This is a genomic window from Marinobacter sp. CHS3-4 (assembly GCF_030053415.1).
Lineage (GTDB): Bacteria > Pseudomonadota > Gammaproteobacteria > Pseudomonadales > Oleiphilaceae > Marinobacter.
Map to the genome: position 1 here is coordinate 103,666 of NZ_JASGBJ010000004.1, position 26,615 is coordinate 130,280.

A 26,615-nucleotide genomic window follows, 5' to 3' on the forward strand; every position below is an offset into this window, starting at 1 on the left:
GTGCTTGCCAATTAATAGGCGCAACGAAATCCTGTTATGCCGTTGCTGCCATTCTGAATTTCTTTGCGTCGCGTAACTGTCGTGTTGCCAATAAAGTCCCTGTACTCGCCGCCTCGTAGTACTCTGTAGACGTCGGGATTAGTGCCAATGACTGTTTTTATGCCCTCCTGAGGGCCTTTTGGGTTATGAACAGGTGAGTCCTTGTAGTAACTTTCACTGTAATAATCATTCACCCACTCTGCCACATTTCCCGACATATCATAGAGTCCAATCGAATTAGGCGGAAACGAACCTGGCGGATTCGGAAGCATTTCGTCATATGGTCTGCCCTGCCAGGCACGGGGGGTAGGGCCGGCAGCCATGGTGATGCCTTCCTCTGCTTCACCGTTTTCGGTGGCGTATCGAATGATTTTCCCTCTTGCGCGGGCCGCGTATTCCCACTGCGCTTCCGTTGGTAGAGTGACGGGCTTGCCGCTCATGTCTCCTAGCCACTGGCAAAAGGCCATCGCGTCTATCCATGAGGCGACCGCAGGTAACTCTGAATCATACCGATCCGGATTTTCGTCCCGCTTCTTATCGTAAAATTGATAAGAGTGCTCATAGCCTGTCGCCGCTTGAAACAGCTCAAAATCCCCCTGGGTAACCTCATACTTCTGGATATGGAAATCATCCAGAACCACTCGATGAACTGGAAGCGTATCGCTACGGACGCTCCATCCACCGGGGTTTCCCATCATGAATTCCCCACCTTCGACAAACACCATGGCGTCCATCTGGCGTTCGACCATGCCTTCGGCTCGGTAATCGTAATAGGGGCCGCATCCGGTTGTGAAAATTGCTATGGCAGAGGCAAGACAAAAGCGGCGGATTTGTGCTGGTTGCATGGCGTTTTCGGCATCCTTTCCGAAGGTTTTAATGGTAGAAAGTCTACATAATTTGAGAACGAACTACTACGTGCTCATGTTTCTGCGGTTGTTTAAATCGAAGCAGTCTGCTGAAGCCGAGGAATGGCTGCGAAGCGTATATGCTTAAAAATCCTATTCCTTGTTTAGTAGGCGCAGCGAAAGCCTGTTTGCTCGCTACTGAGTCTGGGGACACCTTTGCGGCGAGTAACGGTTGTGTTGCCGATGAAATCTCGATAGTCGCCGCCACGCTGTACTCTATGGGTATCCGTTATTCCTTCAAACGTCAGCTCCAGCCCCGTTTCGGGCCCTTTGGGATTGAGGACCGGTGAGTTTTCGTAGTAGTCCTCCCGATAATAGTCACTAACCCATTCCGCGACATTCCCGGACATGTCATAGAGCCCAATAGGATTTGGTGGGAATGAACCTGGCGGATTCGGAAGCATTTCGTCATATGGTCTGCCCTGCCAGGCGTGAGGGGTAGGGCCGGCCGCCATGGTGATGCCTTCCTCTGCTTCACCGTTTTCGGTGGCGTATCGAATCATTTCCCCTCTTGCGCGCGCCGCGTATTCCCACTGCGCTTCCGTTGGTAGAGTTACGGGCTTGCCACTCATGTCCCCTAGCCACTGGCAGAAGGCCATCGCGTCTGTCCAGGACGCCACCGCAGGTAATTCAGACTCATATCGGTCTGGATTCTCATCCCGGTAATCATCATAGAATTTGTTTGACGGCTCGTAATCCGTCACCGCCTGAAATAGCTCAAAATCTCCCTGAGTTACCTCATATTTCTGAATATGGAAATCATCCAGAACCACTCGATGAACTGGAAGCGTATCGCTACGGACGCTCCATCCACCGGGATTTCCCATCATGAATTCTCCCCCTTCGATAAAGACCATCGCGTCCATTTGGCGTTCGGCCATACCTTCGGCCCGGTAATCGTAATAGGGACCGCATCCGGTGGTGAAAAGTGCGAGGGCAGAGGCAAGACAAAAGCGGTAGATACGTGCTGGCTGCATGGCGAGTTCGGCGTCCTTTCCGAAGAATGTCCAAAGCGCTGAGTTTACAGAAATTGCTTGAGGTAGACCATTGTGGCTTCATCACTGTGGATCAAAAGTTGAAGCGTGATCTCTTTCGAATAAAACATCATGAGGAGTTACCTTCAACTGCGGATTGTTTTATCATTCGCTCCGGTGACAGGATGTTGCCTGAGCCTGCTCAAAAGTCTGGCTGAAGCCTAGGATAGGGTTGATTTCAAGTCTCTCCCTCCCGCCAACGTGCATCCGCTATACAGCTCAGGCTGTCTTCGTTCTGTTCCCTGACCGAAAATCGCCATTAGCTGGCTGTATTCATTCATGGAGGAATGATTGTGGATCAAATGGAACAACGCAAAAATCGAATCTTTGCACTTCTGCTGGGCCTGCCCCTCGGCTTTTTTGGAGTGGATCGCTTTTATCTGGGTAAATGGAAATCAGGGCTGTTGAAAGCCATCACCCTTGGTGGGTTGGGATTCTGGTGGTTCTTCGACAACGCCGTGATGCTGCTTGATGCATTTCTGCATTCGTTTGGTAGAGACACCGGATTCGTCAAGGATGCAGAAGGCCAGGACCTGAATTACGGCTTGTCATTCTGGAGAATCAAAAACGGACAGCTGGTGCGGGATTGGTTCTGATATGCGGGTTTACGACTTTTTGAAATATGTTTTTTCAGTTGTCGGCGGAGCACTGATTATAGGGGCTCTTGCTGCCTATCAGAGCACCTCCGGTTTTCTTGCTGAAGCCCTTGAGGTGCCGGGCGTAGTGACGGATCTCATTTATGACCGGTCGGGGGATTCCAGTGTCTACTACCCCATAGTTCAGTTTAAGGACGCAACTGGCCAGTTGATTGAGTTCCGCTCTTCATCGGGCAGTAATCCTGCTTCGCATGATCGGGGTGAAACGGTTTCGGTTTTCTACACCGCTGGCGAACCTGAGAGCGCCCGGATCAATGGCTTCTTCTCGCTGTGGGGGGTGCCGTTGATTGTTGGGTCCCTGGGTGGTGTGTTTTTCTTGGTTGGCGTCCTGATGATTCTTGTGCCCAAGCTTCGCAGTCGGCGCGCCGCGAAGCTCAAAGCTACTGGCCGGCCAATCTCTGCTCGCATACAAAGTGTGGAATTGAATACCGGAATGCAAATGAATGGCCGGAGCCCGTATCGCATCGTGTCGCAGTGGCAGGATCCCGCGACCACGAAAGTTCACGTTTTTCTCAGCGATAATCTCTGGTTTAATCCGACGAATTTCATAAAGGGTGAGTCCGTTAGTGTCTATATCCAACCCGATAACCCGAAACGCTATTGGGTAGATACTTCGTTTCTGCCAAAAGCCGTTTAGCAATTCAGCAGGGTTTGAAATTGATGCGGGATGGGTTCCTGTTAGTCCCGGAACTGCGGGTTCGCCCGCTCCTCATTCTTCGGTTAAAATGCCGGAAATTCATGAACAAGGTACCCGGCCATGAGCGAAACACCGCCAGATCTCAAGTACATCGAAACGCACCAATGGGTACGCGCTGCAGATGACGGCACGGCTACTGTGGGGATTACAGACTTCGCACAGGATCAATTGGGCGATGTGGTCTATGTTGGCGTCCCTGAAGTGGGTGTGACCGTTAATGGTGGCGAAGAAGCTGGTATTGCCGAATCGGTCAAGTCGGCGTCGGACGTGTTCAGCCCGGTAACTGGCGAGGTGATTGAGGTTAACGACGCGCTTGAGGATGAACCTGAACTGGTGAATGAAGACCCCTACGGTGATGGTTGGTTGTTCAGGGTTCGACTTGAAGATGAAGGCGAACTGGAAGGCTTGATGGATTCGGAAGCCTACGCGGCGCATGTTGCCGACGCGGAATAGCGTTGGCTGATCTGGCCCGTACCCTTGCGGGAGTGTCCAGAGTACCCTTTCTTGTTCTGACTCCCCTGTGTGTGTTGCAGGGCGTGGCACTTGCCGCGACCGGTGGGGAAGGGATTTCTCTGCTACGTGTTTCCTTGGTGTTCGTGGCGGCACTGGCGGCTCATATCCTCGTGAATGTCGCCAATGAAGTGTCAGACTTCCGTTCAGGACTTGACCTGCATACTGAGCGGACACCTTTCTATGGAGGTAGCGGAACGCTCCCGGCCTCGCCTGAGGGGCTGACCGCAGCGCGCATGTCGGTTGGCGCCTCGTTAGCTACTTTGCTGTTGAGCGGTGTTTTCCTGATCTGGCTGAGCGGGCCAGGCCTACTTGCCTTTGGCGCGGTGGGGAGCCTCTGTCGTTACCGGCTTCCTGGTCAGCGGCCTGCTGCTTATGAATCAGTTGCCGGACCGGGCAACTGATGCTCGATTCGGCCGCCGCCATCTGGCCATTGCGTATGGCTCCAGGGTAGCTGCTCTTGCCTACCTTTTTATTGTTTTTTTTCCCGCGATGTTGTTGACGGGCCTCGTGCTCGCAGGTGTACTTCCCAGGGTGATCCTCTTCGCTCTTGTGCCATTCTCTATGCTGCTACCAATTGCTCTCCGGTTGAAAAGCTTCCATCAGGGTGGTCCGGGTCTTATCCCGGCACTGGGAATGAATGTCTTTTTTGTGAATGCCGCGATGTTGTTAATTGTCGTGGGTCTGTCGATAGGGTGAGCTGAGCTTAAACTCGTTGAGAGTGCGTAAATTCGGCTGGGCATGACTCAAGTCAATATATCCTGATTCTGGTCACAAAAAATAACGTGAGCAAGGTAAGATCTTGGTGAAGCCCCTCGTTGCAACTTCAAGGAGATAGATTATGCCTAACGAACTGTTTTCTGGCCTGAATGACCGTTCCAGAGACTTTATGGAGCGGACAGCGCATTTCAACGAAGCCCTGTTCCATCAATTTTCCAAAGCGGCCGAGCTTCAGATGGAAGCCCTTCGCCGCTATACGGATATTGCTAGTGAGCAGGCTCGCAAGCTGGCAAGCGTACGCGACCTGGAAGATATCAAAGAAGTCTCGGAGGGGCAGGTCGAAGCCCTGAAGAAGATCAGTGATCAGATGTCCAGCGACTGGCAGGCCTGGCAAGACTATTTCACAGATGCACGCGATCAGCTGAAGTCAAGCATCGTGGACGAGCAAGAGAAAAGCAGCTCTCCGCAGCCTGCTTCGAAAAAACAGTAGTGGTCGGGGAAATGCTACCTAAGCCAGCAGAAAAATTAGTTCGCCAGTTTGATGAGCAATTCGAGCAGGTTATAGAACGATGTGAGGAGTTGTTGTCGCAATCCGGTGTGGTGGATGAGACCACCGCATCCACTCTGGGTGAGATGGCCAATGCCTATCGGGCGATGGCGGAGAATTTCACTTTGCATCCAATCCGGTTTCTGAATCTTGAACTCGGACTGGTTCGCAATAACGCCCGTTTGGGATGGTATGCGCTTAACCGGATGCTGGGTCGGGAGGATTCGCGCGTAGTCGAGCCTTACCTCGATGACCGGCGTTTTGAAGCAGAAGACTGGCGGCAGCATCTGGCTTATGACCTGCTGGTTCAATTCTATCTAATACAGAGCCGTGGACTGGAAGAATGGGCTGATCAGGTAGACCCATTGCCTGGCGCAGGGCATGAACAGATCCGTTTCTACGCCCGCCAGCTGTGCAACGCGGTGGCACCCTCCAATTTCCTGCTGACCAACCCCGAGGCTCTGCGCCTGACCTGGGAAACTCGCGGTCGCAATCTTATCGACGGTGTTCGCCAGTTTCGCGAGGATTTGAAGCGCAACCCAAATAATTTCAATGTCAGCATGACCGACCGCAGCGCTTTTCAGGTGGGGGAGAATCTGGCGACTACGCCAGGCAAAGTGGTTTTCCAGAATGAAATGATGCAGTTGATTCAGTACAGCCCGACCACTGAAACCGTTGCCCAGCGGCCAGTGCTGGTTGTGCCTCCCTGGATTAACAAGTACTACATACTGGATCTCAAGCCGAAAAACTCTTTGATCCGTTGGCTCGTCAGTCAGGGCCTGACGGTGTTTATGATTTCGTGGGTCAACCCGGGCCCTGCTCATAAGGATAAGGGCTTCGATGACTATCTGCAGGACGGTGTTTTGGCAGCCATCGATGCCATCGAGAAAGCCACAGGCGAGAAGACCATCAATGCCATCGGCTACTGTATCGGCGGCACGCTGTTAGCAACAACCTTGGCCTGGCTGGCAAAAAAAGGCCGTAAGCCAGTGGCCAGTGCCACTTACCTTACAACCTTGCTCGACTTCTCCCATCCTGGTGGTATCGGGGTCTACATTAACCCGCATACCATCGATGCGCTTTGTCGCCATATGGACCGGAAAGGCTATCTTGATGGTCGCAACATTGCGTTTACTTTTAACCTGTTACGAGAGAACGACCTGTTCTGGTCCTTTTGGACCCGAAGCTACCTGAAGGGGGAAAAGCCGCCAGCGTTCGATATCCTTTACTGGAATACCGACAGCACCAATTTGCCGGCAAAGATGCACTGCTTCTACCTGAGGGAGATGTATCTGCATAACCGGTTGGTGGAACCCGATGCACTGACCATTGCTGGGGAGCCCATAGACCTGAGCGCCATCGATCTGCCCGCTTTTTTCCTGTCGACACGACAGGATCACATTGCCAAATGGCATTCCACGTACCTGGGGGCGAAAGTTCATGGTGGGGATGTTCGGTTTGTACTGGCCGGGTCGGGCCATATCGCCGGTGTGGTGAACCCGCCCACCAAGGAAAAGTACGGCTACTGGGTGAATGATCATTTTGAGGAAGATCCCGATCACTGGTTGGAGGCAGCGGAGCAACGCCCCGGTTCCTGGTGGCCGCATTGGCTTGAATGGATCGGGCCGCACCTTGGGCCTCAGGTTGCCGCCCGTGAACCGGGTGACGGAGCCCTGGAGGTGATTGAAGATGCACCCGGCAGCTACGTGCTGAAGAGTGCGGCAGAAGCGGGCCGATAGCGGCGATGCTATACGCCTTTTACGAGCTTCAGCATGCAGCCATGGCACCGGTTCATCTCTGGGCGGATCAGAGTGCCCATCTGATTCGCCACCCTCTGAACCCGATGGGCTACACCCTGGCAGGGAGAACCGCAGCGGCCGGGTGCGAGATGATCGAGCAACTGACCCGGCGATACGGCAAGCCATCCTTCGGCCTGCACAAGACCGTTGTCGAGGGCGAGTCGGTATCTGTTCAACCACGGCGTTGCCATCGCAAAACGTTTGGTCAGTTGCTTCATTTTGAGCGTGCTTGTAAACGTGACGACCCCCGTCTGCTGATCGTTGCGCCCATGTCGGGCCACTTTGCGACCTTGCTGCGTGGCACGGTGGAAGAGTTGTTGCCGGATCATGATATCTACATCACGGACTGGCGCGATGCCAGGGACGTGCCATTGCATTCGGGGCGCTTCGATCTGGACGATTATGTTGGCTATCTGATGGACTGGCTGACCCAGTTAGGGCCGGACACTCATGTATTGGCGGTCTGTCAGCCCGCGGTGCCCGTTTATGCGGCTGCCTGCTTGATGGAAGCCCAGGGACATCCGGCGAAGCCTGCCTCCATGACCCTGATGGGTGGGCCTATCGACACACGGCAGGCACCCACCAAGGTGAACGAACTGGCCATGACGCGGCCACTTTCCTGGTTCGAACGCAATGTTATTACCGAAGTACCGCCACCTAACCTTGGTTTCATGCGCCGCGTCTACCCTGGGTTCCTGCAGTTGGCCGGTTTTATGACGATGAACCTGGACGATCATGTTCTCAAACACCAAAAGCTGTTCAAGCATCTGATTACCGGTGATGAAGACAGTGCAGAGAAGACACGGGCCTTTTACGAGGAATACCGCTCGGTCATGGACATCACGGCCGAATTCTATCTCCAGACCATCGACCTTGTTTTTCAGAGGCAAGCGCTGGCCAGGGGAGAGTGGGTATGGCATGGGGAGGTCGTTGATCCCTTAGCGCTGCGTCAAACGCCTGTGCTTGCCATTGAGGGTGAGCTTGATGACATCTCCGGTGTTGGTCAGACCCGAGCCGCGCTGGACCTTGCGGTCAATCTGCCGGAGTCCAGGCGCGAATACTTTCTTGCTGAGGGCGTGGGCCATTATGGCATCTTCAATGGGAGCAAATGGCGCCGCCTGATTGCTCCGCAGGTCAGACGGTTCATTCGCAGACACAGCAGTACCCATTAGTTGCCGCCGTGAGCGTGCCTCTGAAGCTCTTCGAAGCTTTCCTCAAAGTAGCGAGTTACATGGGCAGGATCCTGAATCATCTGGCTGTCGGCAATCACGCCAAATTGGACGGTGCCGGCGTAGCTGAGAATGCTGAATCCCACTCCAAGATGCCCGGACTGCGGTACCCACACAAGAGGCTGTAGTACCCGGGCGCCAGCAATGATCAAAGGTGTGGTTGGCCCAGGCACGTTGGTCATCACTAGTGAGGCCTTATCGCTGAGCGTATCCAGGGCAAACTTCTCGATTGCAGCCGGCCCTTTGCCGAGTAAATCCAGTAGGCCGAAGGTAACCTGAGGCTGAACGGAGTGCTTGAGGTCCACCATCGCCTTTTTGACCCGCTCATAGCGCTGTCGCACATTTGGCTCGCCAATGGGAAGCGCGACGATGACAAGTCCGAATTGATTGCCCAAGTGGCTGATAGGCTTATCGCGTGGACGCAGACTGAATGGCACAGCAACGTGAATGTCGGAATAATGATCGTTGTCAGTTTCAGCCAGGTAGCGTCTTAGCGCACCCGCAGCGCAGGTCATCAGCACGTCGTTCACGGTACCTTCCAGCTGATGGGCAGTTTCCTTCACGGCTGCCAGGTCCAGTGGCTGTGCCCAGGCAACGCGCTTTCGGCCTGTCATGGTTTTATGGAGACGGGTATCTGGGTCTCGAGGTGACAGTCCGATGTGCACCAGCTCACTGGCGATGTGTTCAGCCTTTTCGGCCCATTGATTGACTCGGCCGGGGTGACGAGCCACTGCCAGTCCCTCGTTAATGAGATCGTGCCCCAGATACGCGCCCGCTGTGGCAACCTGCATGAAAGGTCTGGTCAATCGATCTAGCAATGAGTTTTCGCCTGCCGGTGTCTCCAGTGCTTCAGGATGCCAGGTGTCATCGGCCAGTGACATCATGACTCGGACCAGCGCCAGCCCATCGGCGATGCAGTGATGAATCCGGGTAATCAGTGCCGCCCCACTTTCGTAGTGGTCGACCAGGTAAAACTTCCAGAGCGGATGGCTGAAGTCCAGGGGTTCCGAGGCAATGTCTGCCACCAGCTCCTGCAGTTCGGCCTGGCCTGCCGGCTCCGGCAGGCCGATGCGGTGGACGTGGTTGTCCAGATGAAAGTGGGGGTCGTTTTCCCAGTAGGCATTGCCGTTTCTTTCGACCACCTTCTGTCGAAAGCGGTCAAAGTGCAGCAGTCGGTTCTCCAGAACCGTATTGAACCGATCGCGGTCCAATGGCTGGTCCAGTATCAACACGCCGGTGATAATCATGTGGTTGTCGGGTTGATCCATATGCAGCCACGCAGTGTCTACGCTGCTCATGGGTTCCGTCGAAATTGTCATTGGTACACGCTCCCCCGGCATCTTGTTCTGGATGTTGCGACCTGTGCGTCGTTTCCGGGTTACGGGTGCATGTGCTGACCACCGTTGGCAGAAATGTTTGACCCGGTAATAAACCCGGCATCAGGACTTGCCAGAAAGTCCACGATACGGGCAATCTCCTTGGGTTCGCCAAGCCGGCCTACGGGAATCTGGGCAATGATTTTGTCGCGGATGGCTTCATCCACTGCCATAACCATGTCGGTGGCAATATAACCAGGCGAAATGGCATTGACAGTTATGCCCTTGCGGGCAACCTCCTGAGCCAGGGACATGGTGAGACCGTAAATGCCCGCCTTGCTTGTCGCGTAATTGACCTGTCCAAACTGTCCTTTTTCACCGTTTATGGAAGAGATGTTGATGATGCGACCGTATTCTCTTTCCAGCATGAACGGGAGCGCCGTTCGGCACATGTTAAAGGTGCCATTAAGATTGACGTTGATGACCGTTTGCCATTGGTCGGCAGTCATGCGCTTGAGTGGCGTGTCCCTGGTGATCCCCGCGGCGTTAACCAGCACTGATATCGGGCCAATGGCCTCTTCGACATCCAGGATAAGTCGTTCGCAGTCGCCGAAATCCGAGACATTCAAAGGGCGAGCCTCAATGTTATAGCCGGCCTTCAACTGATCTTCCTGCCAAGTCTCTGCCTTACGTTCAGAGGAGGACAGTGCGATGGTGCGATACCCCTGGTCTGAAAGGAGCTGACAGATAGCGGTACCAATACCACCTGTGCCGCCGGTTACCACTGCGATTTGTTGTTTTGACATAGCTCGACTCTCCGATGGCGTTGCGATTAGACGCCGAAAATGGTTCTTGCTTGTTCAGAGAGTCTGAGACACAGAGAGCATAGATAGGTTGACTCAGATCATGCCGATGAACGCTGGCGCAGGAATCCTGTCCCAGCCTTGATCCAGGTCAAATAACCGCGGCTTCTTCCGGTGTTCTGGCCCTGTACCATGGAGTGAAGTTCATGTGCTTTTGATTGCACTTGAGCAACGACTGATAAGCAGGCGCTTCGGGCCGTGGTAAAACCGTAGGAAATCAGGTGATGGCAACAGAGAAAAAGGAAAGCCCGAATATGAAAACCATTGTGAGTGTGAGTCAGGGAAGCAGCGAGTCTGACTACCAGATGGACACCCGGTTTCTGGGCACGCCATTCCGCATCATCCGTATCGGTACAGATGGAGACATTGACAGAGCGGAGAAGGTACTCGAATCGGTCCATGCTCAGGCGGATGCGATAGGCCTGAGCATGATTCATGACCATTATCAGGTGGGACGCGAGCAGATCGTGCATCCGAATACGGCAAGGCTGGAAGCCTGTGTGCCGGACAAGCCGGTGACAACCGGAGCGGGGCTGCGAGGCATTCTCCAGGAGTGGGCGATTCGCCATACACAGTCCGAATTGGGGCACTTCTTCGATAACGCGCGGGTTTTATTCATGAATGGCCAGGCAAGCTATCGGATTGCCAGGTCGTTGTCGGAGCACACGGACAATCTTTTCTTTGCGGACCCTTTCACTGACTTTGGCGTCCCCAGGCTACTGACGTCTCTAAACCAGCTTGAAACCTATTCCTCGTTAACCGCACCGCTGATGTTTCGGCCGGCTGCGGTGAAGACGATTGAAGCCATTATGAAGACGCCGCTTTATCGTCTTGGTGAGGGGCTGGTGAAAGGGTCCTTGCACAAGGCTGTTTCTGAGGCCCACGTGATCGTGTCGACAATTGACGACCTGGCGCAGTTCAGCCAGAAGGAGCTGGACGGAAAAACCGTGATTACGTCACGGGTGACCGATTCGGCACTGGAATGGATGCGTGCCAGTCGCGTCGCAATGGTCGTCGATTACAGTCCCTGGCTGGAGGACCGGCCGATTGGTGTCAACGTCATGGACGCCATGATCAGCGCATCGCTATCCAGAACCCCAGAACAGCTGGGGCCAGATGACTATCTGGACGTTATCCAGAGCCTGGGTATCGAGCCAAGGATTCTGTACCCCAACGGGTATCGCAGGGTGAATCGCTTCGCTTTCGTGATTCATCCCTTGTCCCAGCAGTACCTGACTAAAACCTCCCCCCTGGACTGGATTGCCAGTGTCTCGCCTCCTATGGTGATGAACCTTGTAGAGAAAGCAGTCGCCTACACGCCCCCTTTCATTTACTCGAAAGTGTCAGGAATCAAGTCACCGACCGGCGATGAAGTTGAGGGCTGGTTAATCACCGTGGGTGGCACCCCAAAAGAGATCATGTCTCATGATCCTGAATTTACCTATGCGCGCTTGCTACAGGCGGCGGAGCTGGCCAAAAAGCTGGGAGCCCAGATCATGGGGCTGGGGGCGTTTACCAAAGTTGTCGGGGATGCCGGAATAACGGTGGCAAAACGGGCACCCCTGCCGATTACCACGGGAAACAGCTACAGCGCTTCAGGCGCACTATGGGCGGCACACGATGCCATGCAGCGAGTGGGGCGGATCGCTATCGGCCCCAGTGGCAAAGCCGCTGGTAAAGCGATGGTTGTTGGCGCGACAGGCGCCATCGGTTCGGTTTGCGCGCGCCTGTTGGCAAAAGCAGTCGACGAAGTGTATTTGGCGGCTCCTGAGCCGGCGAAATTACTGGCCCTGAAAGAAAGCATCCTGCAGGAAACACCGGGCGCCATCGTCCATGTTGCAGGCGGCGCGGACAAAGACCTTGCGAAAATGGATATGATCGTTACCGCTACCTCTGGCGCCGGAAAACGTATCCTGGACATTATGAAGGTCAAGCCAGGTTGTGTGATCACAGACGTTGCGCGACCTCTGGATATTCCACCTGAAGATGTCGCCAAACGGCCTGATGTGCTGGTGATTGAGTCCGGCGAGATTCAGCTGCCTGGCGAGGTTCACATGAAAGACATTGGTCTGCCCAGGGGCATCGCCTATGCGTGCCTGGCCGAAACGATTGTGCTGACTCTGGAAGCGCGATTTGAAAATTTTACGCTGGGGCGGAATATCGAGTGGGAAAAAGTTCGCGAAATATACAAACTGGGCCTGAAACACGGAATGAAGCTGGCCGCTATCTCCGGTGTTAACGGCACGTTTACTGAGGAGGATTTTGAGCGAGTTCGAAGCTTGGCCGTCAAGGAAGAAGGGCCGCAGAGGATGTCTGTTCGCACATCGGCGTAAAGCGAAAATTTATCCGCGACACTCGTAAGGGGAATTCACCGCATGAGCGATGTTAGTCAATCCGTTTACGTCTGTCAGTGTGCAGTAACGACCCTGAAACTGGACAAGTTTTTGTTTTTGAAGGCGCGTCAGTACACGACTGACTGTTTCAACTGCCAGCCCAAGGTGGTTGGCAATATCGTTTCGGGTCATGGGGAGGCGAAACTGGGTTGCTGACATGTGTCGCCGGCCGAATCGTTTGGACAGGGAGAGTAGAAAGGTTGCCAGGCGTTCGTCGGCGGTTTTCCGATTCAGCAGTACGGTCATCCGTTGGCTTTTCTGTATTTCCTGACTCATGAGCTGGAAAAAATGATGCTGAAGACCGGGGATACGCAGGGTGTGTTCTGCAAAACGGTCCAGGGGGATTTCGCAGAGGCTGCTACGCTCAAGAGCTTCGGCGGAGCAGGAATAGTAATCGGTATTAATGCTGTCCAGTGCCACCATCTCGCCCGGCAGGTAAAAGCCCGTCACCTGCTTTTCACCGTCCTCGGTCACAATAAAGGTCTTTACGGCCCCACCCTGAACAACGAAACAGGATTTGAAACGATCACGCTGCTTGAAGACCAGTTCCCCGCGGTTAAATTTTTGTCCTCGATTGACGGCAGTCTCCAATCGATACAGGTCTTCAGGATCCACAGCAATCGGCAAACATACGCTGCTCAGACCACACTGGTCACAGGAGGTACGAAAAGTGGTTTGAGTCTTGGCAAAAATGGTTTCTTCCATGATGAGAGTTCCACTCTACGAGGTCTTGGTTTGGGAATTTATTTTATTGTTGTTGGGTGCCCAAAAAGTTTGGGGTTTGCTAGATCCCAAGGAATCTCCGACTCGATCACTATTTATTCATATCATGGTAGTCAGAACCTGGCGCTATTTCACATTTCGAATGGCCAAAAAGAATGAAGTCTAGATTGACCTGTGTCATTCGAGGCGGCTCACCTCAAGGATACAATGCCTGTTGATCAAGCGGAGCTTGTCGTATTGAAAAAATTGCTTCACCAGTATTGGAAGCCCGCTTGCTTTTTCAGCTAACAATAAACGGCAGGTGGGATCTTTAATGGAGCAATTCAAGCAAGTTGAAGCGTGTGTCGACCGCGTGATCGAGACTGTGGGTAAGCATATTGTTCTGGGCCTGCCGCTAGGCCTGGGTAAGCCTAATCAACTGGTCAATGCGTTTTATGATCGCGCTGTCGCTGACTCCAGTATTTCGCTGCGAATCATCACTGCGCTGTCTCTGGAAAAACCGACGCCACAAAATGAAACTGAAGCCAGGTTTCTAGGCCCCTTCGTGGAACGCCTGTTCGGAGACTACGAAGACCTCAAATATACCAGCGCGATTAGAAACAACACACTGCCGGATAACATCACCGTTTCCGAGTTCTATTTCAAAGCTGGAGCTATGAAAAAGGTTCCCAGTGCCCAGCGCAATTATATCTCCAGTAACTACACCTTCGTTGCCCGGGACTTGATGCTTAACGGCGTTAATGTCCTTGCTCAGATGGTCAGCGAAAAGGAAGTGGATGGCGAGCGCAGGCTGAGCCTGAGCTGTAATACGGATGTGACTCTGGACGTCTTGCCCATCATTGAGAGGGAGCGCCAAAAAGGGCGAACGATTGTGACCGTTGCGCAAGTGCATGAGGATCTGCCGTTCATGTATAACAAAGCCATGGTCGCACCTGACACTTTTGATCTGGTGGTAAAAAACGAAGCCTATGCGACCACCCTTTTTGCGCCGCCCAATATGTCAGTACCAAACGCTGACTACATGGCGGGATTCTATGCCAGCACCCTGATCAAGGACGGTGGAACCCTGCAGATCGGCATCGGTTCTCTGGGGGATGCCATCGTGTATGCCTGCCAACTGCGGCATCAGAATAATGACTTGTATAAGCAGTTGGTCGATCAAGCGGCACTGGATAAGACTCTGATCCGCGAATACGGAGGAACGGACATCTTCAGTGAAGGGCTCTACGGTTCCAGTGAGATGTTTGTGAATGGTTTCATGCACCTGATCAAGAGCGGCATCGTTAAACGTTGCGTCTATGACGATATCGATTTGCAGCGATTGCTGAACAGCGGGCAGATAAAAGAAACAGTCACGCCCGGAATGCTAAAGCGTCTGCTGGACGAATCGGTGGTTCAGACTCGATTAAGCCAAGAAGATGTCCAGTATCTTCAGCGATGGGGCATTTTCAACGAGGCCGTCAAGTGGACCGAAGAAGGCTTATCGGTGAACGGCGAGCTGCTGAGTGTTGATCTGGACACCCTGGATAATTTCAAGCGCGTGACAGAAACCTGTCTGGGCGACAGGCTAAAAGGCGGTATCCATATGCACGGCGGTTTTTTCCTCGGCCCCAGGGATTTCTACCAGGCCCTTCGGGATTTGCCTCGGGCGGACAGTGAGAAAATTTGCATGTCCAGCGTCGGCCACATCAATCAGCTGGCCTACGATCATGAATTGCTGACGGCCCAGCGTCGCCATGCCCGCTTCATCAATACCGGCATGATGGTGACGATCAGTGGCGCCGTGGTGTCGGACGGTCTTGAGGACGGCACCGTCATAAGTGGCGTGGGCGGCCAGTATAATTTTGTCTCCATGGCCCATGAACTTCCCGATGCCCGCTCTATCCTGTGCGTACGCAGCACAAGGGGGAGTGGCAAAAACCTGAAATCGAACATTGTTCTGAATTATGGGCACATCACCATTCCGCGTCATCTCCGGGATATTATCGTGACCGAGTACGGTATTGCCGATCTTCGTGGAAAAACCGACGAGCAGATCGCTATTGAGTTGCTGAAGGTCACAGATTCCCGGTTTCAGGAAGCGTTGCTGGCAGAAGTGAAAAAGGTGGGCAAAGTGAAGCAAAGTTATCAGATCCCTCAGCCCTATCGCGAAAACTATCCGGAGAAGCTGGCCGGACGAATCAAAGCGCTTCGTGAGGAAGGGTTCTTCCCGGCATTCCCGCTTGGCTCTGACTTTACCGATGAGGAAATCGCACTCGGCAAAAGCCTGAAGGACATCAAAGCGCTGATGGAGAGACCGAAGGAAATGATCCGAGCCGTCATTCGATCCTTTGTGCATAAAGTGGATGTGCGAGAAGCTCAGCCGTTTCTGGAACGGTTGAGCCTGACGCATCCCGAATCCACCCAAGACAAGATTCTTCAACATCTGCTGTTGATGGAGCTGGAAGAGAACGGCTATCTGAAGCCCATGTGAGGTTTCAGGACGCTTTCGTCATAGGCGCGAAACGGGCTCAGGACGGTCTGAAGCCGTTGATGGTGATCGCCGAAAAAGCTACTCTCTAGCCTTTTTCAGGCGCCCATCTCATGACCTTCCCCGTTCTCTATCTTCGTAAAGGCGCTGAGCGTAGGCTCAGAGCCGGCCATTTGTGGGTCTACAGCAATGAGGTAGACACCCGTCGATCACCACTGCCCGAATTCGAACCTGGCTCCCAGGCCGAGTTGCGCGCAGCTAACGACAAACCCCTGGGCACAGTATTTGTGAACCCCCATGCGCTGATTTGCGGGCGTCTAATCAGCCGCAATGCCAGTCATGGCATGACCCCTCAACGCCTGACCGAGCGACTCGAGACGGCGCTTTCACTGCGTGACCGGCTTTTCGATAAACCATTTTATCGTTGGGTGTTCGGTGATAGCGACGGGCTTTCCGGCCTGGTAATTGACCGTTTTGATGATGTCGTTGTGGTACAGATTTCAACCGCCGGTATGGAGCAGCTGAAAGACTCCATCATCAGAGCTGTTCAGCGCCTCGCACACCCGAAGTCTATCGTCCTGAAAAACGATGGAAAGATGCGAAAGGTGGAAGGGCTTGATACCTACATCGAACAGGCGCTCGGGGATAAGATTGACCTTCTTTCCGTTGAAGAAAATGGCGTTCGCTTTGAAGTCCCTATGGAAGGTGGCCAGAAAACCGGTTGGTTCTATGATCACCGAATGAATCGTCAGCGGCTCCAGGCTTATGCGCCAGGCAAACGGGTGCTGGATGTCTTCAGTTATGTGGGTGGATGGGGAATTCAGGCGGCCTGTGCAGGAGCCACACAGGTCACATGTGTGGATAGCTCTTCAGGCGCCATTGATTCGGTTCATCATAACGCCAGAATCAACGGGCTCGACAATATCGAGACCATTGAAGGTGATGCCTTTGAGGCTTTGAAGGCATTGTGCGATGAAAAGGAAAAATTCGACATTGTGGTACTCGATCCGCCGGCGCTGATTCCGCGGCGCCGAGATCAAAAGGCTGGGGAGGAGGCCTACGCGCGTCTCAACCAGCTTGGTCTGCGTTTGCTGGAAAGGGATGGGTTGCTAGTCTCTGCGTCGTGTTCCATGCATCTATCTCAGGAAAAGCTGACGGATATCATTCGTAGTAGCGGTCGTAAAATCGATAGGTTCGTACAGCTGCTGGAGCAGGGGCACCAGGCGCCAGATCATCCAGTGATTCCTGGGATTCCCGAAACGGACTACATCAAATCCTGTTTTGTACGGTCTCTGACCAGCTTCCTCTGATCAATCGCGGAGCGTCATGACTGTCCAGCCATTTTTGCGGGCCGTCGCTTCCAGATTCGGATCCGGGTCGACGGCTACCGGGTTGTCGACCCTGTTCAACAGCGGAAGATCGTTGTGGGAGTCGCTATAGAACCAAGCGCCATCGAGTGTTTCTCCGGTGCTTTGCAGCCAGTCATTCAGGCGTTCCACCTTGCCGTCCTGAAAGCTTGGAATGCCCGCCACACCGCCTGTAAAACGCCCGTTGATCAATTCCGGCTCCGTGGCAATCAGATGCTCTACGTCCAGTAATTCAGCAATAGGCTCGGTGACAAAGCGGTTGGTCGCGGTGATGATCATCAAGGTGTGACCTTGCTGACGATGATGATCGAGCAGTTTCTTTGCTTTGGTCAGCATCATCGGTCGCACTTTGGTTTCGATGAAGTCGGCTCTCCAGAGGAGCAGTTCGTTCATGTCATAGCGCACCAGAGGCTGAAGGGCAAAGCTCAGGTAGCGCATGATGTCCAACTCGCCGTTCAGATAGTCCTGATAGAAGCGGTCGTTAGCGCGCCGGTATTCTTCGGCATCCACGATGGCCTCTTCGACCAGAAACTCGCCCCAGGCATGATCGCTGTCTCCGGCCAGGAGAGTGTTATCCAGATCAAACAGTGCGAGCGTCAAATTAAGTTCCTCCGGTACCGGGACGGTGTATTATCGCGTGCCATTCTACCACGACATGCCGCCATCGACTGCGTTTGCCGTGCCATTGGGTTTCTGTAAGAATGAAGGCAACTTGGACAATTCTGGCCGATACATTTTAGATCGGCCAACCGACTAATAAGGACTGTGCCGTGATTGATTCAGACGGTTTCAGACCCAACGTCGGAATCATTCTGGCCAACCACAGAGGAGAAGTCCTCTGGGCAAGGCGAATCGGGCAGGACTCCTGGCAGTTTCCTCAGGGTGGCATTCAGCATAATGAGTCACCTGAAGAGGCACTGTACCGGGAACTGGGGGAGGAAATTGGTCTTGGCAAAAGCGACGTGGAAATTGTCAGCTGCACCCGGGGCTGGTTGCGGTATCGCCTCCCGCGACGAATGGTGCGGCATAATTCGCACCCGGTTTGCGTCGGGCAAAAACAGAAATGGTTCCTGCTGAGGATGTTATCGCCGGACGCGCAGGTGCGCGTCGATGGCACGGATTCACCCGAATTTGATGGCTGGCAATGGGTCAGCTACTGGTATCCGCTTGGGCAGGTTGTGTCTTTCAAGCGGGAAGTTTATCGGCGAGCGCTCAGGGAGCTTGCGCCGCGATTGTTTCATAACATGGAACAATGGCAGCGCAGTAACCAGGCAGGGCGCTCGAGCGACCACCAGAGGTGATGGATTAAAGCCCCAATGCTGAGCGTTCTTCGAAACATCGTACAGGAAGTCAACAGCGCCCGTGATCTTCAGGAGGCGTTGGACGTTATTGTCTCTCGCGTCCAGAAAGCGATGGACACAGAGGTGTGCTCGGTCTATCTGCTGGATCCTGCAGTCAATCGCTACATACTGATGGCAACGGAAGGTTTGTATCAGCAAGCGGTTGGTCAGGTCAGCCTGGGGTATTCCGAGGGTCTGATTGGTTTGGTCGGGTCTCGTGAGGAGCCGATTAACCTGGAAGATGCGCCTTCCCATCCGCGCTATCGTTATTTTCCTGAAACCGGCGAAGAGCGTTTCCGTTCTTTCCTCGGTGTTCCGATTATTCACCATCGTCGTGTCTTGGGCGTTCTCGTGGTTCAGCAGCGGGAAAGCTCTCGCTGTTTTGACGAAGGTGAGGAAGCCTTCCTCGTCACCGTATCGGCGCAATTGGCGGGTGTTATCGCGCACAGCGAGGCAACGGGGGCGATCAGTGGGCTGTCACTGACCGGCGAAGAAGCCACGGATGTCAGCTTCAGCGGTGTGCCAGGGTCGCCCGGCGTTGCTATCGGCAAGGGCGTGGTGGTTTACCCTGCAGCGGATCTGGATGTTGTGCCTGAAAAACCGACGGACGATGTCGATCAGGAGCTCAGATTATTTGCGGAAGCCGTAACAGCGGTTCGTGAAGATATCGAGAGGGTCGCAGAGAGACTGGCTTCGCAGCTTCGGCCAGAAGAGCAGGCGTTGTTTGATGTGTATCTTCGCATGCTGGGTGATGACGCCATGCCTGGCGAGGTGGCAAACCGAATTCGCGAAGGCTTCTGGGCGCAGGGCGCGCTGAAGCAGGTAGTGCAGCAATATATCCGTCATTTTGAAATGATGGACGACCATTATTTGCAGGAACGGGCCGTGGATATCCGGGATCTGGGCCGTCGTCTGCTCTCTCATCTTCAGGAAGGCGAACAGAAAGACCTGGTGTATCCGGATCGAACGGTATTGGTCAGCGAAGAGCTGACGCCTGCAATGTTGGGTGAGGTTCCCAAGGGTCAGTTGGTCGGCCTGGTATCCGTTAAAGGCTCCAGTAACTCTCATGTGGCGATTCTTGCGCGTGCCATGGGCGTTCCCACTGTGATGGGGCTGGTGGACATTCCGGTGAACCAGCTTGATGGCAGGGATCTGATTGTTGACGGCTTTGAAGGCCAGATCTTCGCGTCTCCCTCAACGGATCTCTTGGCGTACTACCAGGAAATCTGCGACGAAGAAAACGAGCTGATCCGTGGTCTGGAAGCGCTGCGGGATCTGCCATGCGAGACAACGGACCATCATCGAGTCTCACTTCTGGTGAATACGGGGCTGATGACGGATGTGGTCCGCTCACTAAGCCATGGCGCCGAGGGTATCGGGCTGTATCGAACCGAAGTGCCGTTCATGATCAAGGATCGGTTTCCGTCAGAGCAGGAACAGCGGGAGTATTACCGCGAGCAGTTGGAAGCCTTTGCGCCCAATCCTGTCACCATGCGCACGCTTGATATCGGCGGTGATAAGGCTCTGACTTATTTCCCGATTCAGGAAGAAAACCCCTTCCTGGGTTGGCGCGGTATCCGGGTCACTCTGGATCATCCTGAAATATTTCTGGTGCAGGTTCGGGCCATGCTCAAGGCGAGTGAGGGGCTGAACAATCTGCAGATCATGTTGCCGATGATCAGCAATATTTCGGAAGTGGAAGAATCCTTGCACCTTGTCTATCGGGTTTACCACGAGGTTAGGGAAGAGGGATTCAACATCCATATGCCGAAGGTGGGTGTGATGGTTGAGATCCCCGCAGCCGTGTATCAGATACGTGAGCTGGCAGACCGGGTCGACTTTCTGTCGGTGGGGTCCAACGACCTGACCCAGTACCTGCTGGCGGTGGATCGCAACAATCCGCGGGTTGCCCAGCTGTATCACTCGTACCATCCTGCGGTACTGCAGGCGCTGGTTCGGGTGGCTCAGGATGCCCATTCGGTCGGCAAGCCAGTCGGTATCTGCGGTGAGCTGGCGGGTGATCCCGGCGGAGCGCTGCTGCTGATGGCTATGGGCTACGACTCTCTGTCCATGAACGCCGCGAGTCTTCCAAAAGTGAAATCGGTAATTCGTAACGTCAGTCGCGAGTGGGCCGTGCAGTTGCTGGAAGATGTGCTACTGCTGGATTCTCCTCATGTCATCAAGAGTTGCGTGGATCTGGCCTTGCGCAATGGCGGCTTTGGTCGCTACCTGCGGCCCTCCCGCTCGGCCGGGGTTGCGCGTGGCGAGCAATCAGAATCCAAGGCACCGCTCGTCTGAAATAGCCCATTGTAGGGTGTGAACTCTAAATCTGGCTGCTACCGTGTATTTATGAACAGTAACTATCCCGATAGGGGAGCGTGAATGACGGCAACGACCACGGCAATCAAGCCCGGCCCAAGAATTGGCCTCGCCCTGGGCGGCGGTGGCCCGCTCGGCGGTATATACGAGATCGGGGCGTTGCGGGCACTTGATGAAGCAATGGATGGCCTGGATTTCAATAACATTGATGTCTACGTGGGCGTTAATGCGGGTTCGTTCGTCGCTGCCAACCTTGCGAACCAGATGACAACGGCACAGTTATGCCGCATCTTTGTTCGCAACGAGGCCGAGGTGCACCCCTTCCACCCGGAAGTGTTCTATCGACCTGCATTTCGCGAAATTGGCGGTCGGTTGCTGGCAATTCCCGGTCTGGTATCCACCGCGTTACGCCGTTTCGTGAATAACCCTTACGACCAGAGCTTTCTGGAAGCCATGACCATTCTGGCCAAGGCCGCACCGGCCGGTCTTTTCGATAATGAGGGTCTGCATGAATACCTGAATCGCGCTTTCAACATGCTGGGTCGTACAAACGATTTTCGTCAGCTGCGCCGCAGTCTGTACATCGTTGCAGCGGACGTGGAGAGCACAGAAGCGGTCTGTTTTGGCGCGCCCGGGTTTGATCATGTGCCAATCTCCAAGGCCATTCAGGCCAGCACGTCCTCTCCTGGGCTGTATGTGCCGGTCAACGTAGATGGTCGCTACTACGTGGATGGCACCTTGCGTAAAGGGCTGCATGCGTCGGTGGCGTTTGAGGATGGCGCAGACCTGGTGTTTGCCGTCAATCCACAAGTACCTATTGACGCAAGCTCAGCGGTTCGGGCTGGCAGTATGGCGCCAGGTGATCTCACTCGTTCTGGCATGCCCAATCTGCTATCGCAGATGTACCGGACCATGGTTTATTCAAGAATGCAGTCAGGGATAGCGCAGTATGCGCGTGACTACCCGGATAAAGACATTCTGCTGTTTGAGCCGACCCGTGACGATGCCAAGCTGTTTTTCTCCAATGTGTTCAGTTTCCAGTCACGGCGCATGGTGTGTGAACACGCTTATCAGATGACTCGGCGCGACCTGCTCAATCGGGCAGACGAGCTGGAGCCAAAGCTGGCGAAGTACGGTATTCGGTTGCGCAGAGATCGCCTGGAAGATGAACAGCGCACCATCAGCACCAGCCTTTACGGCGAAATGCTTCCTTTGTATGTGGCAAAAGGCCGAAAGAAACAGGCCCAGAAGGGCAGGATAGCGTCTGGCCTTGGCAACGTGAGCGACCTCTTCAGCAAGGCCCTTTAAAAACTCGCATAAAAAAGCCCGCTTCCGGAGTCTTCAACCGCAAGCGGGCTTTTTTCGGGCTGTGTAGCCCTCGGCCGTTTAGAGAATATAGCGGCTCAGATCTTCATCCTCTGCCAACTCTCCCAGCTTCTCTTCGACAACCTGGGCAGTCACCTCGAAACTTTCGGTGACCTGGTCACCCGCCTCGTAGGACAAGCTTTCCAGCAGCCGCTCCAGAACCGTGTGCAGGCGGCGGGCACCAATGTTTTCCGTGGTCTCGTTAACCTTCCAGGCGACCTCTGCAATGCGCGTGATGGCGTCGTCAGAGAAGGTAAGTTTCACGCCCTCTGTGCCCATCAGGGCTTCGTACTGCTGCACCAGCGAGGCACTCGGCTCGGTCAGGATGCGCTTGAAGTCCTCCGGTGTCAGAGCTTTTAGCTCCACCCGAATTGGCAGACGACCCTGCAATTCCGGAATCAGATCCGAGGGTTTCGACAGGTGGAAGGCGCCGGATGCGATGAACAGAATGTGATCGGTGCGAACCGACCCATATTTTGTGCTGACCGTGCTGCCTTCGATCAATGGCAGAAGATCCCGCTGAACGCCTTCCCGTGATACGTCTGAGGAGGTGTTTTCGGAACGCTTGGCCACCTTGTCGATTTCATCAACGAATACGATGCCGTTCTGCTCGACGGAAGTAATGGCTTTTTGCTTGATCTCTTCTTCGTTGACCAGTTTTGCAGCCTCTTCTTCGCGCACCTGCTTGAAGGCATCGGCTACCTTCATTTTGCGAGTCTTGCGCTTGCCAGACGACATGCTTGAGAACATATTCTGCAGCTGGCTGGTCATCTCTTCCATGCCAGGCGGCGCCATGATCTCCATACTTGCGCCGGAATTGCTCAGGTCGATTTCGATTTCCTTCTCGTCCAGCTCGCCTTCGCGCAATTTTTTGCGGAAAAGCTGACGCGTCGAGGAGTCCTCCGAGGTCTTCTGGCTTTCTTCCTTGAAATCCCTTGCTGGTGGCAGCAGCGCGTCCAGAATCCGCTCTTCGGCGGCATCCATGGCCCTGTGCTCGTGCCGCTTCATTTCCTTCTCTCGAAGCATCTTGATGGCCATGTCGGTCAAGTCGCGGATGATGGATTCCACGTCACGGCCCACGTAGCCCACCTCAGTAAACTTGGTGGCCTCTACTTTCAGAAAGGGGGCATCGGCGAGTTTCGCCAGCCGGCGAGCAATCTCGGTTTTACCCACACCGGTCGGGCCAATCATCAGAATGTTCTTCGGCGTGATTTCATCGCGCAGATCGGAATCCAACTGCATTCTGCGCCACCGGTTTCTAAGTGCGATGGCAACGGAGCGCTTTGCTTCGTCCTGGCCGACAATGTGTTTGTTGAGCTCGTGAACAATCTCACGGGGGGTCATAGCGGACATGAGTGCTCCAGATCAGTCGTTGGCAGACAGAGTTTCAAGCGTACGATTGTGATTGGTGTAGATGCAGATGTCGGCCGCGATATCCAGGCCTTTTTCTACGATCTCTGTGGCCCCCAGGTCGGTATTCTCCAGAAGGGCTCTGGCTGAAGACTGGGCAAAGGGGCCACCTGAACCAATGGCAATCAGGCCCTGTTCAGGTTCAATAACATCACCGTTGCCGGTGATTATCAAAGACGCCGTCTTGTCGGCAACGGCAAGGAGGGCTTCCAGACGCCTGAGCGCTCTGTCGGTTCGCCAGTCCTTGGCCAGCTCAACGGCCGCCCGGGTAAGGTTTCCCTGATGTTTTTCGAGCTGGGCTTCGAAGCGCTCAAACAGAGTAAAGGCGTCCGCCGTACCACCGGCAAAACCGGCCAATACTTTCCCGTTGTACAGTCGCCGTACCTTGCGGGCATTGCCTTTCATTACAGTATTGCCAAGCGATACCTGGCCGTCGCCACCCATGGCAACTTCATCGCCTCTCCGGACAGAAAGTATGGTAGTCATTCGGGCTCCACTTGCCTGATTCAGAACGTATCTTCAGGTAATGGAGGCGACGGCAGGGTTTTCAAGGGCAATCAGTCTCTTCTGCCTAACCGTCTTTGGAGGTTTCCTTGGGAACCTTTCGGACCAGCGGTTCAATATTGATGGAAACGAGTTTGTCGACGGCGGAGTTCATCTGGCTTCGCGAGGCGAAGGGGCCAACATTGACCCGATACCAGGTGCTGCCGCTGTCCAGATCAATCTGGCTGACGTAGGCCCGTAATCCCTGAAAGGCGATCTGCGCGCGTTGACGTTCAGCGTCTTTTTCAGTCCTGAACGAGCCGGTTTGAACCAGATAATCAAAGTCAGTCTGGTCGGGCCCTGGCGTGTACTCGTCGACCTTTGGTGGCACCACCTCGGAATCCGGCAGCATGTCGTAGAACCTGAAGCCGGGCTTCTTTTCCGAAGCCTTGTTGGTTGCAGCTGTGGCGTCTTTGTTTGACTGTTCCTCGATGTTATCCGCTTGGCCCGCAGATTTGGGTGCAGGGAGCGAGTTGAGATAGGCGATAAAACCGATAAAGCCGCCAACAGCCGCAAGTGAAAGAATCCACTTCAGCGACAGCCCGCCATGTTGTGCTCGGGCCACTTTTCTGCGAGCTGGCTGTGCTTTTGCTTTCCTTGCCATAATTACATCTCTTCCGGAGCGCTGACGCCAAGCAAGTCCAGTCCGTTCTCGATAACCTGGCGCACGGCCAGGTACAAGGTCACCCTGGCATCGCGAACGGCGGTATCTTCAATCAGTACCTTATGAGCGTTGTAATAAGTATGGAATTGCCCTGCGAGCTCCCTGAGATAGTGCGTCAGGTGATGGGGTTCCCTCTGATTGGCTGAATTTTCGATCAGTTCCGGATAGCGGGCCAGCTGGTTCGCCAGATCCTTTTCTTCCTGCAACGTCAGCAAAGACAGGTCGCCGACGCTCTCATTGCGGCCCCTGTTAACGCCTTCATCTTCAAGTTTCCGCAGAACGCTGCAGATGCGGGCGTGAGCGTATTGAATGTAATACACGGGATTTTCGTTGGTCTGGGAGCGAGCCAGATCGATGTCGAAGGTTAACTGTGAATCCACCCGGCGAGCTGCCAGGAAAAAACGGGTCGCGTCCCTGCCCACTTCGTCAATCAAATCCCGAACGGTGACGTAGCTGCCCGCACGCTTGGAAATCTTCACTTCCTGGCCGGAGCGGGTAACCATGACCATCTGGTGCAGAACATAGTCAGGCCAGCCTTCAGGAATGCCAGCCTTCAGTGCCTGCAGGCCTGCCCGAACCCGGGTAATGGTGGAATGGTGATCGGCACCTTGTTCATTAATCACTGTGGAAAACCCGCGTTGCCACTTGTCCAGGTGATAGGCGACATCGGGCAGGAAGTAGGTATAGCCGCCATCCTTCTTGCGCATGACCCGGTCTTTGTCGTCGCCAAACTCGGTGGTTTTGAGCCACATGGCACCGTCTTGTTCATAGGTGAAGCCGTTCTCGTTCAGCTGGCGGACAGCGGCTTCAACTTTCCCGTCTTCGTAAAGAGACGACTCCAGGAAGTAAACATCGAACTGAACGCCAAAGGCTTTCAGATCCAGATCCTGCTCGCGACGGAGGTAGGCTACGGCGAATTCCTGAATGGCCGCCTGATCGTCCGGGTCCGCCTTGCCGGTGACTTCCCGGTCGTCAGCGGTGACGGTTTCACCGGCCAGGTAAGCGTTTGCCACATCCAGGATGTAATCTCCGCGATACCCGTCATCCGGCCAGCTTTCGTCTTCCGGAGAAAGCCCTTTTACCCGGGCCTGAACGGATAAGGCGAGGTTGTTGATCTGGGCGCCCGCATCGTTGTAATAGAACTCACGGGTAACCTGATACCCGTTCGCTCCCAGAAGTCTGCACAGGCAATCCCCAATCGCAGCGCCACGGCCATGCCCGACATGTAATGGGCCTGTGGGGTTGGCGGAAACGAATTCCACCTGAACCTTTTCGCCCTTGCCATTCTGGTTTCGGCCGTACTGGTTTGCCTGTTCCAGAATCGTGTTCACCACCTCAAAGGCGCTGGCTGTATTCATGAAGAAGTTGATAAAGCCAGGGCCCGCGATTTCCACCTTATCCACGGCGCCACTTTCCGGCAGCCGTTTAATCAGATCTTCCGCAAGCTGGCGAGGAGGGCAACCTGCCGCTTTTGATGCCACCAGGGCAATGTTGCAGGCGTAATCGCCATGGGCCTTGTCTTTGGTGTTGCCCACCTGGGGACTGAAGGTCTGGTCACTGGGCAATACGCCCTCCGATTTAAGGGCTTCAAGCGCAGATTGAAGCAGCTCGGCTACGGTCTCTTTCATGCTGTCGGATGACTCGGTTTGCAAGAGAATGGGTACGGGGCAGCAGTTACTGCTGCTGGTCGACGAAGGAGGGTATTA

At 54.4% G+C, this 26,615-nt stretch carries 24 protein-coding genes; 14 read left to right on the plus strand and 10 right to left on the minus strand.

Features of this window, described 5'->3' with window-relative positions; translation table 11 throughout:
* Window positions 1–11 precede the first annotated feature (11 nt).
* Together QLQ17_RS15855 and QLQ17_RS15860 are read right to left on the minus strand one after the other, a co-directional pair.
* Entirely contained in the window at window positions 12–884 is an 873-nt protein-coding gene (locus QLQ17_RS15855; RefSeq protein ID WP_283210584.1) for a formylglycine-generating enzyme family protein, read from the minus strand.
* Between the two features lie 164 nt (window positions 885–1,048).
* Window positions 1,049–1,921, minus strand: a complete 873-nt coding sequence (locus QLQ17_RS15860; RefSeq protein WP_283210585.1) for a formylglycine-generating enzyme family protein — start codon at window positions 1,919–1,921, stop codon at window positions 1,049–1,051.
* A gap of 359 nt (window positions 1,922–2,280) precedes the next feature.
* On the opposite strand from QLQ17_RS15860, the gene QLQ17_RS15865 reads away from it, so the two are divergent.
* The 8 genes from QLQ17_RS15865 to QLQ17_RS15900 all read left to right on the plus strand — a co-directional run bounded on the left by QLQ17_RS15865 (window position 2,281) and on the right by QLQ17_RS15900 (window position 8,079).
* The gene (locus QLQ17_RS15865; protein WP_283210586.1) at window positions 2,281–2,574 is read left to right on the plus strand and encodes a TM2 domain-containing protein; all 294 of its coding nucleotides are present in this window, start codon (window positions 2,281–2,283) and stop codon (window positions 2,572–2,574) included.
* A 1-nt stretch (window position 2,575) separates the two neighbouring features.
* Window positions 2,576–3,271: a DUF3592 domain-containing protein gene (locus QLQ17_RS15870; protein WP_283210587.1), complete on the plus strand. Its 696-nt coding sequence runs from the start codon at window positions 2,576–2,578 to the stop codon at window positions 3,269–3,271.
* 120 nt (window positions 3,272–3,391) lie between these two features.
* Window positions 3,392–3,784, plus strand: a complete 393-nt coding sequence (gcvH, locus tag QLQ17_RS15875; protein ID WP_283210588.1) for a glycine cleavage system protein GcvH — start codon at window positions 3,392–3,394, stop codon at window positions 3,782–3,784.
* 2 nt (window positions 3,785–3,786) lie between these two features.
* Window positions 3,787–4,245, plus strand: a complete 459-nt coding sequence (locus QLQ17_RS15880; RefSeq protein WP_283210589.1) for a prenyltransferase — start codon at window positions 3,787–3,789, stop codon at window positions 4,243–4,245.
* Window positions 4,217–4,540 carry a UbiA prenyltransferase family protein gene (locus tag QLQ17_RS15885; protein WP_283210590.1) on the plus strand — a complete coding sequence of 108 codons (324 nt, stop codon included), beginning with the start codon at window positions 4,217–4,219 and terminating at the stop codon, window positions 4,538–4,540. The genes QLQ17_RS15880 and QLQ17_RS15885 overlap by 29 nt, the downstream gene beginning before the upstream one ends.
* A 142-nt stretch (window positions 4,541–4,682) precedes the next feature.
* Window positions 4,683–5,051 (plus strand): phasin family protein, encoded by a 369-nt coding sequence (locus tag QLQ17_RS15890; RefSeq protein WP_283210591.1) that lies wholly within the window; start codon window positions 4,683–4,685, stop codon window positions 5,049–5,051.
* 11 nt (window positions 5,052–5,062) lie between these two features.
* Entirely contained in the window at window positions 5,063–6,847 is a 1,785-nt protein-coding gene (locus QLQ17_RS15895; RefSeq protein WP_283210592.1) for a PHA/PHB synthase family protein, read from the plus strand.
* A gap of 5 nt (window positions 6,848–6,852) precedes the next feature.
* Window positions 6,853–8,079, plus strand: coding sequence for a polyhydroxyalkanoate depolymerase (locus QLQ17_RS15900; protein WP_283210593.1), 1,227 nt, complete (start codon window positions 6,853–6,855; stop codon window positions 8,077–8,079).
* Here QLQ17_RS15900 and QLQ17_RS15905 read toward each other — a convergent pair.
* Window positions 8,076–9,455, minus strand: a complete 1,380-nt coding sequence (locus QLQ17_RS15905; RefSeq protein WP_283210594.1) for a WS/DGAT/MGAT family O-acyltransferase — start codon at window positions 9,453–9,455, stop codon at window positions 8,076–8,078. The two genes, QLQ17_RS15900 and QLQ17_RS15905, sit on opposite strands and share 4 nt — an antisense overlap.
* A gap of 59 nt (window positions 9,456–9,514) precedes the next feature.
* Window positions 9,515–10,258 carry an acetoacetyl-CoA reductase gene (gene phbB, locus QLQ17_RS15910; RefSeq protein ID WP_283210595.1) on the minus strand — a complete coding sequence of 248 codons (744 nt, stop codon included), beginning with the start codon at window positions 10,256–10,258 and terminating at the stop codon, window positions 9,515–9,517.
* 281 nt (window positions 10,259–10,539) lie between these two features.
* On the opposite strand from phbB, the gene QLQ17_RS15915 reads away from it, so the two are divergent.
* On the plus strand, window positions 10,540–12,648 hold the full coding sequence (locus tag QLQ17_RS15915) for a DUF8754 domain-containing protein (protein ID WP_283210596.1): 2,109 nt from the start codon (window positions 10,540–10,542) through the stop codon (window positions 12,646–12,648).
* Window positions 12,649–12,657: 9 nt separating this feature from the next.
* Here the strand turns inward: QLQ17_RS15915 and fnr are convergent, their stop codons facing one another.
* Window positions 12,658–13,413 (minus strand): fumarate/nitrate reduction transcriptional regulator Fnr, encoded by a 756-nt coding sequence (gene fnr / locus QLQ17_RS15920; protein WP_283210597.1) that lies wholly within the window; start codon window positions 13,411–13,413, stop codon window positions 12,658–12,660.
* Window positions 13,414–13,744: 331 nt separating this feature from the next.
* On the opposite strand from fnr, the gene QLQ17_RS15925 reads away from it, so the two are divergent.
* Together QLQ17_RS15925 and QLQ17_RS15930 are read left to right on the plus strand one after the other, a co-directional pair.
* Complete coding sequence (locus QLQ17_RS15925) at window positions 13,745–15,904, plus strand: acetyl-CoA hydrolase/transferase C-terminal domain-containing protein (RefSeq protein WP_283210598.1); 2,160 nt, start codon at window positions 13,745–13,747, stop codon at window positions 15,902–15,904.
* A 110-nt stretch (window positions 15,905–16,014) separates the two neighbouring features.
* Entirely contained in the window at window positions 16,015–17,211 is a 1,197-nt protein-coding gene (locus tag QLQ17_RS15930; protein WP_283210599.1) for a class I SAM-dependent rRNA methyltransferase, read from the plus strand.
* Here the strand turns inward: QLQ17_RS15930 and QLQ17_RS15935 are convergent, their stop codons facing one another.
* The gene (locus QLQ17_RS15935; protein WP_283210600.1) at window positions 17,212–17,868 is read right to left on the minus strand and encodes a histidinol-phosphatase; all 657 of its coding nucleotides are present in this window, start codon (window positions 17,866–17,868) and stop codon (window positions 17,212–17,214) included. It lies immediately after the preceding gene.
* Between the two features lie 170 nt (window positions 17,869–18,038).
* On the opposite strand from QLQ17_RS15935, the gene QLQ17_RS15940 reads away from it, so the two are divergent.
* From QLQ17_RS15940 to QLQ17_RS15950, 3 genes are all read left to right on the plus strand, one after another.
* Complete coding sequence (locus QLQ17_RS15940) at window positions 18,039–18,569, plus strand: RNA pyrophosphohydrolase (protein WP_283210601.1); 531 nt, start codon at window positions 18,039–18,041, stop codon at window positions 18,567–18,569.
* A 15-nt stretch (window positions 18,570–18,584) separates the two neighbouring features.
* Window positions 18,585–20,906 carry a phosphoenolpyruvate--protein phosphotransferase gene (gene ptsP, locus QLQ17_RS15945; protein ID WP_283210602.1) on the plus strand — a complete coding sequence of 774 codons (2,322 nt, stop codon included), beginning with the start codon at window positions 18,585–18,587 and terminating at the stop codon, window positions 20,904–20,906.
* An 84-nt stretch (window positions 20,907–20,990) separates the two neighbouring features.
* Complete coding sequence (locus QLQ17_RS15950) at window positions 20,991–22,235, plus strand: patatin-like phospholipase family protein (RefSeq protein WP_283210603.1); 1,245 nt, start codon at window positions 20,991–20,993, stop codon at window positions 22,233–22,235.
* A 78-nt stretch (window positions 22,236–22,313) separates the two neighbouring features.
* Here QLQ17_RS15950 and hslU read toward each other — a convergent pair whose 3' ends face one another.
* The 4 genes from hslU to argS form a co-directional block, all read right to left on the minus strand.
* A complete protein-coding gene (gene hslU / locus QLQ17_RS15955; protein ID WP_283210604.1) occupies window positions 22,314–23,645 on the minus strand; it encodes an ATP-dependent protease ATPase subunit HslU in 1,332 nt (443 codons plus the stop codon).
* Window positions 23,646–23,657: 12 nt separating this feature from the next.
* Window positions 23,658–24,188 carry an ATP-dependent protease subunit HslV gene (gene hslV, locus QLQ17_RS15960; RefSeq protein WP_283210605.1) on the minus strand — a complete coding sequence of 177 codons (531 nt, stop codon included), beginning with the start codon at window positions 24,186–24,188 and terminating at the stop codon, window positions 23,658–23,660.
* 85 nt (window positions 24,189–24,273) lie between these two features.
* Entirely contained in the window at window positions 24,274–24,849 is a 576-nt protein-coding gene (locus QLQ17_RS15965) for an SPOR domain-containing protein (RefSeq protein WP_283210606.1), read from the minus strand.
* A 2-nt stretch (window positions 24,850–24,851) separates the two neighbouring features.
* Window positions 24,852–26,537, minus strand: coding sequence for an arginine--tRNA ligase (gene argS / locus QLQ17_RS15970; protein WP_283210607.1), 1,686 nt, complete (start codon window positions 26,535–26,537; stop codon window positions 24,852–24,854).
* Window positions 26,538–26,615: the final 78 nt, after the last annotated feature.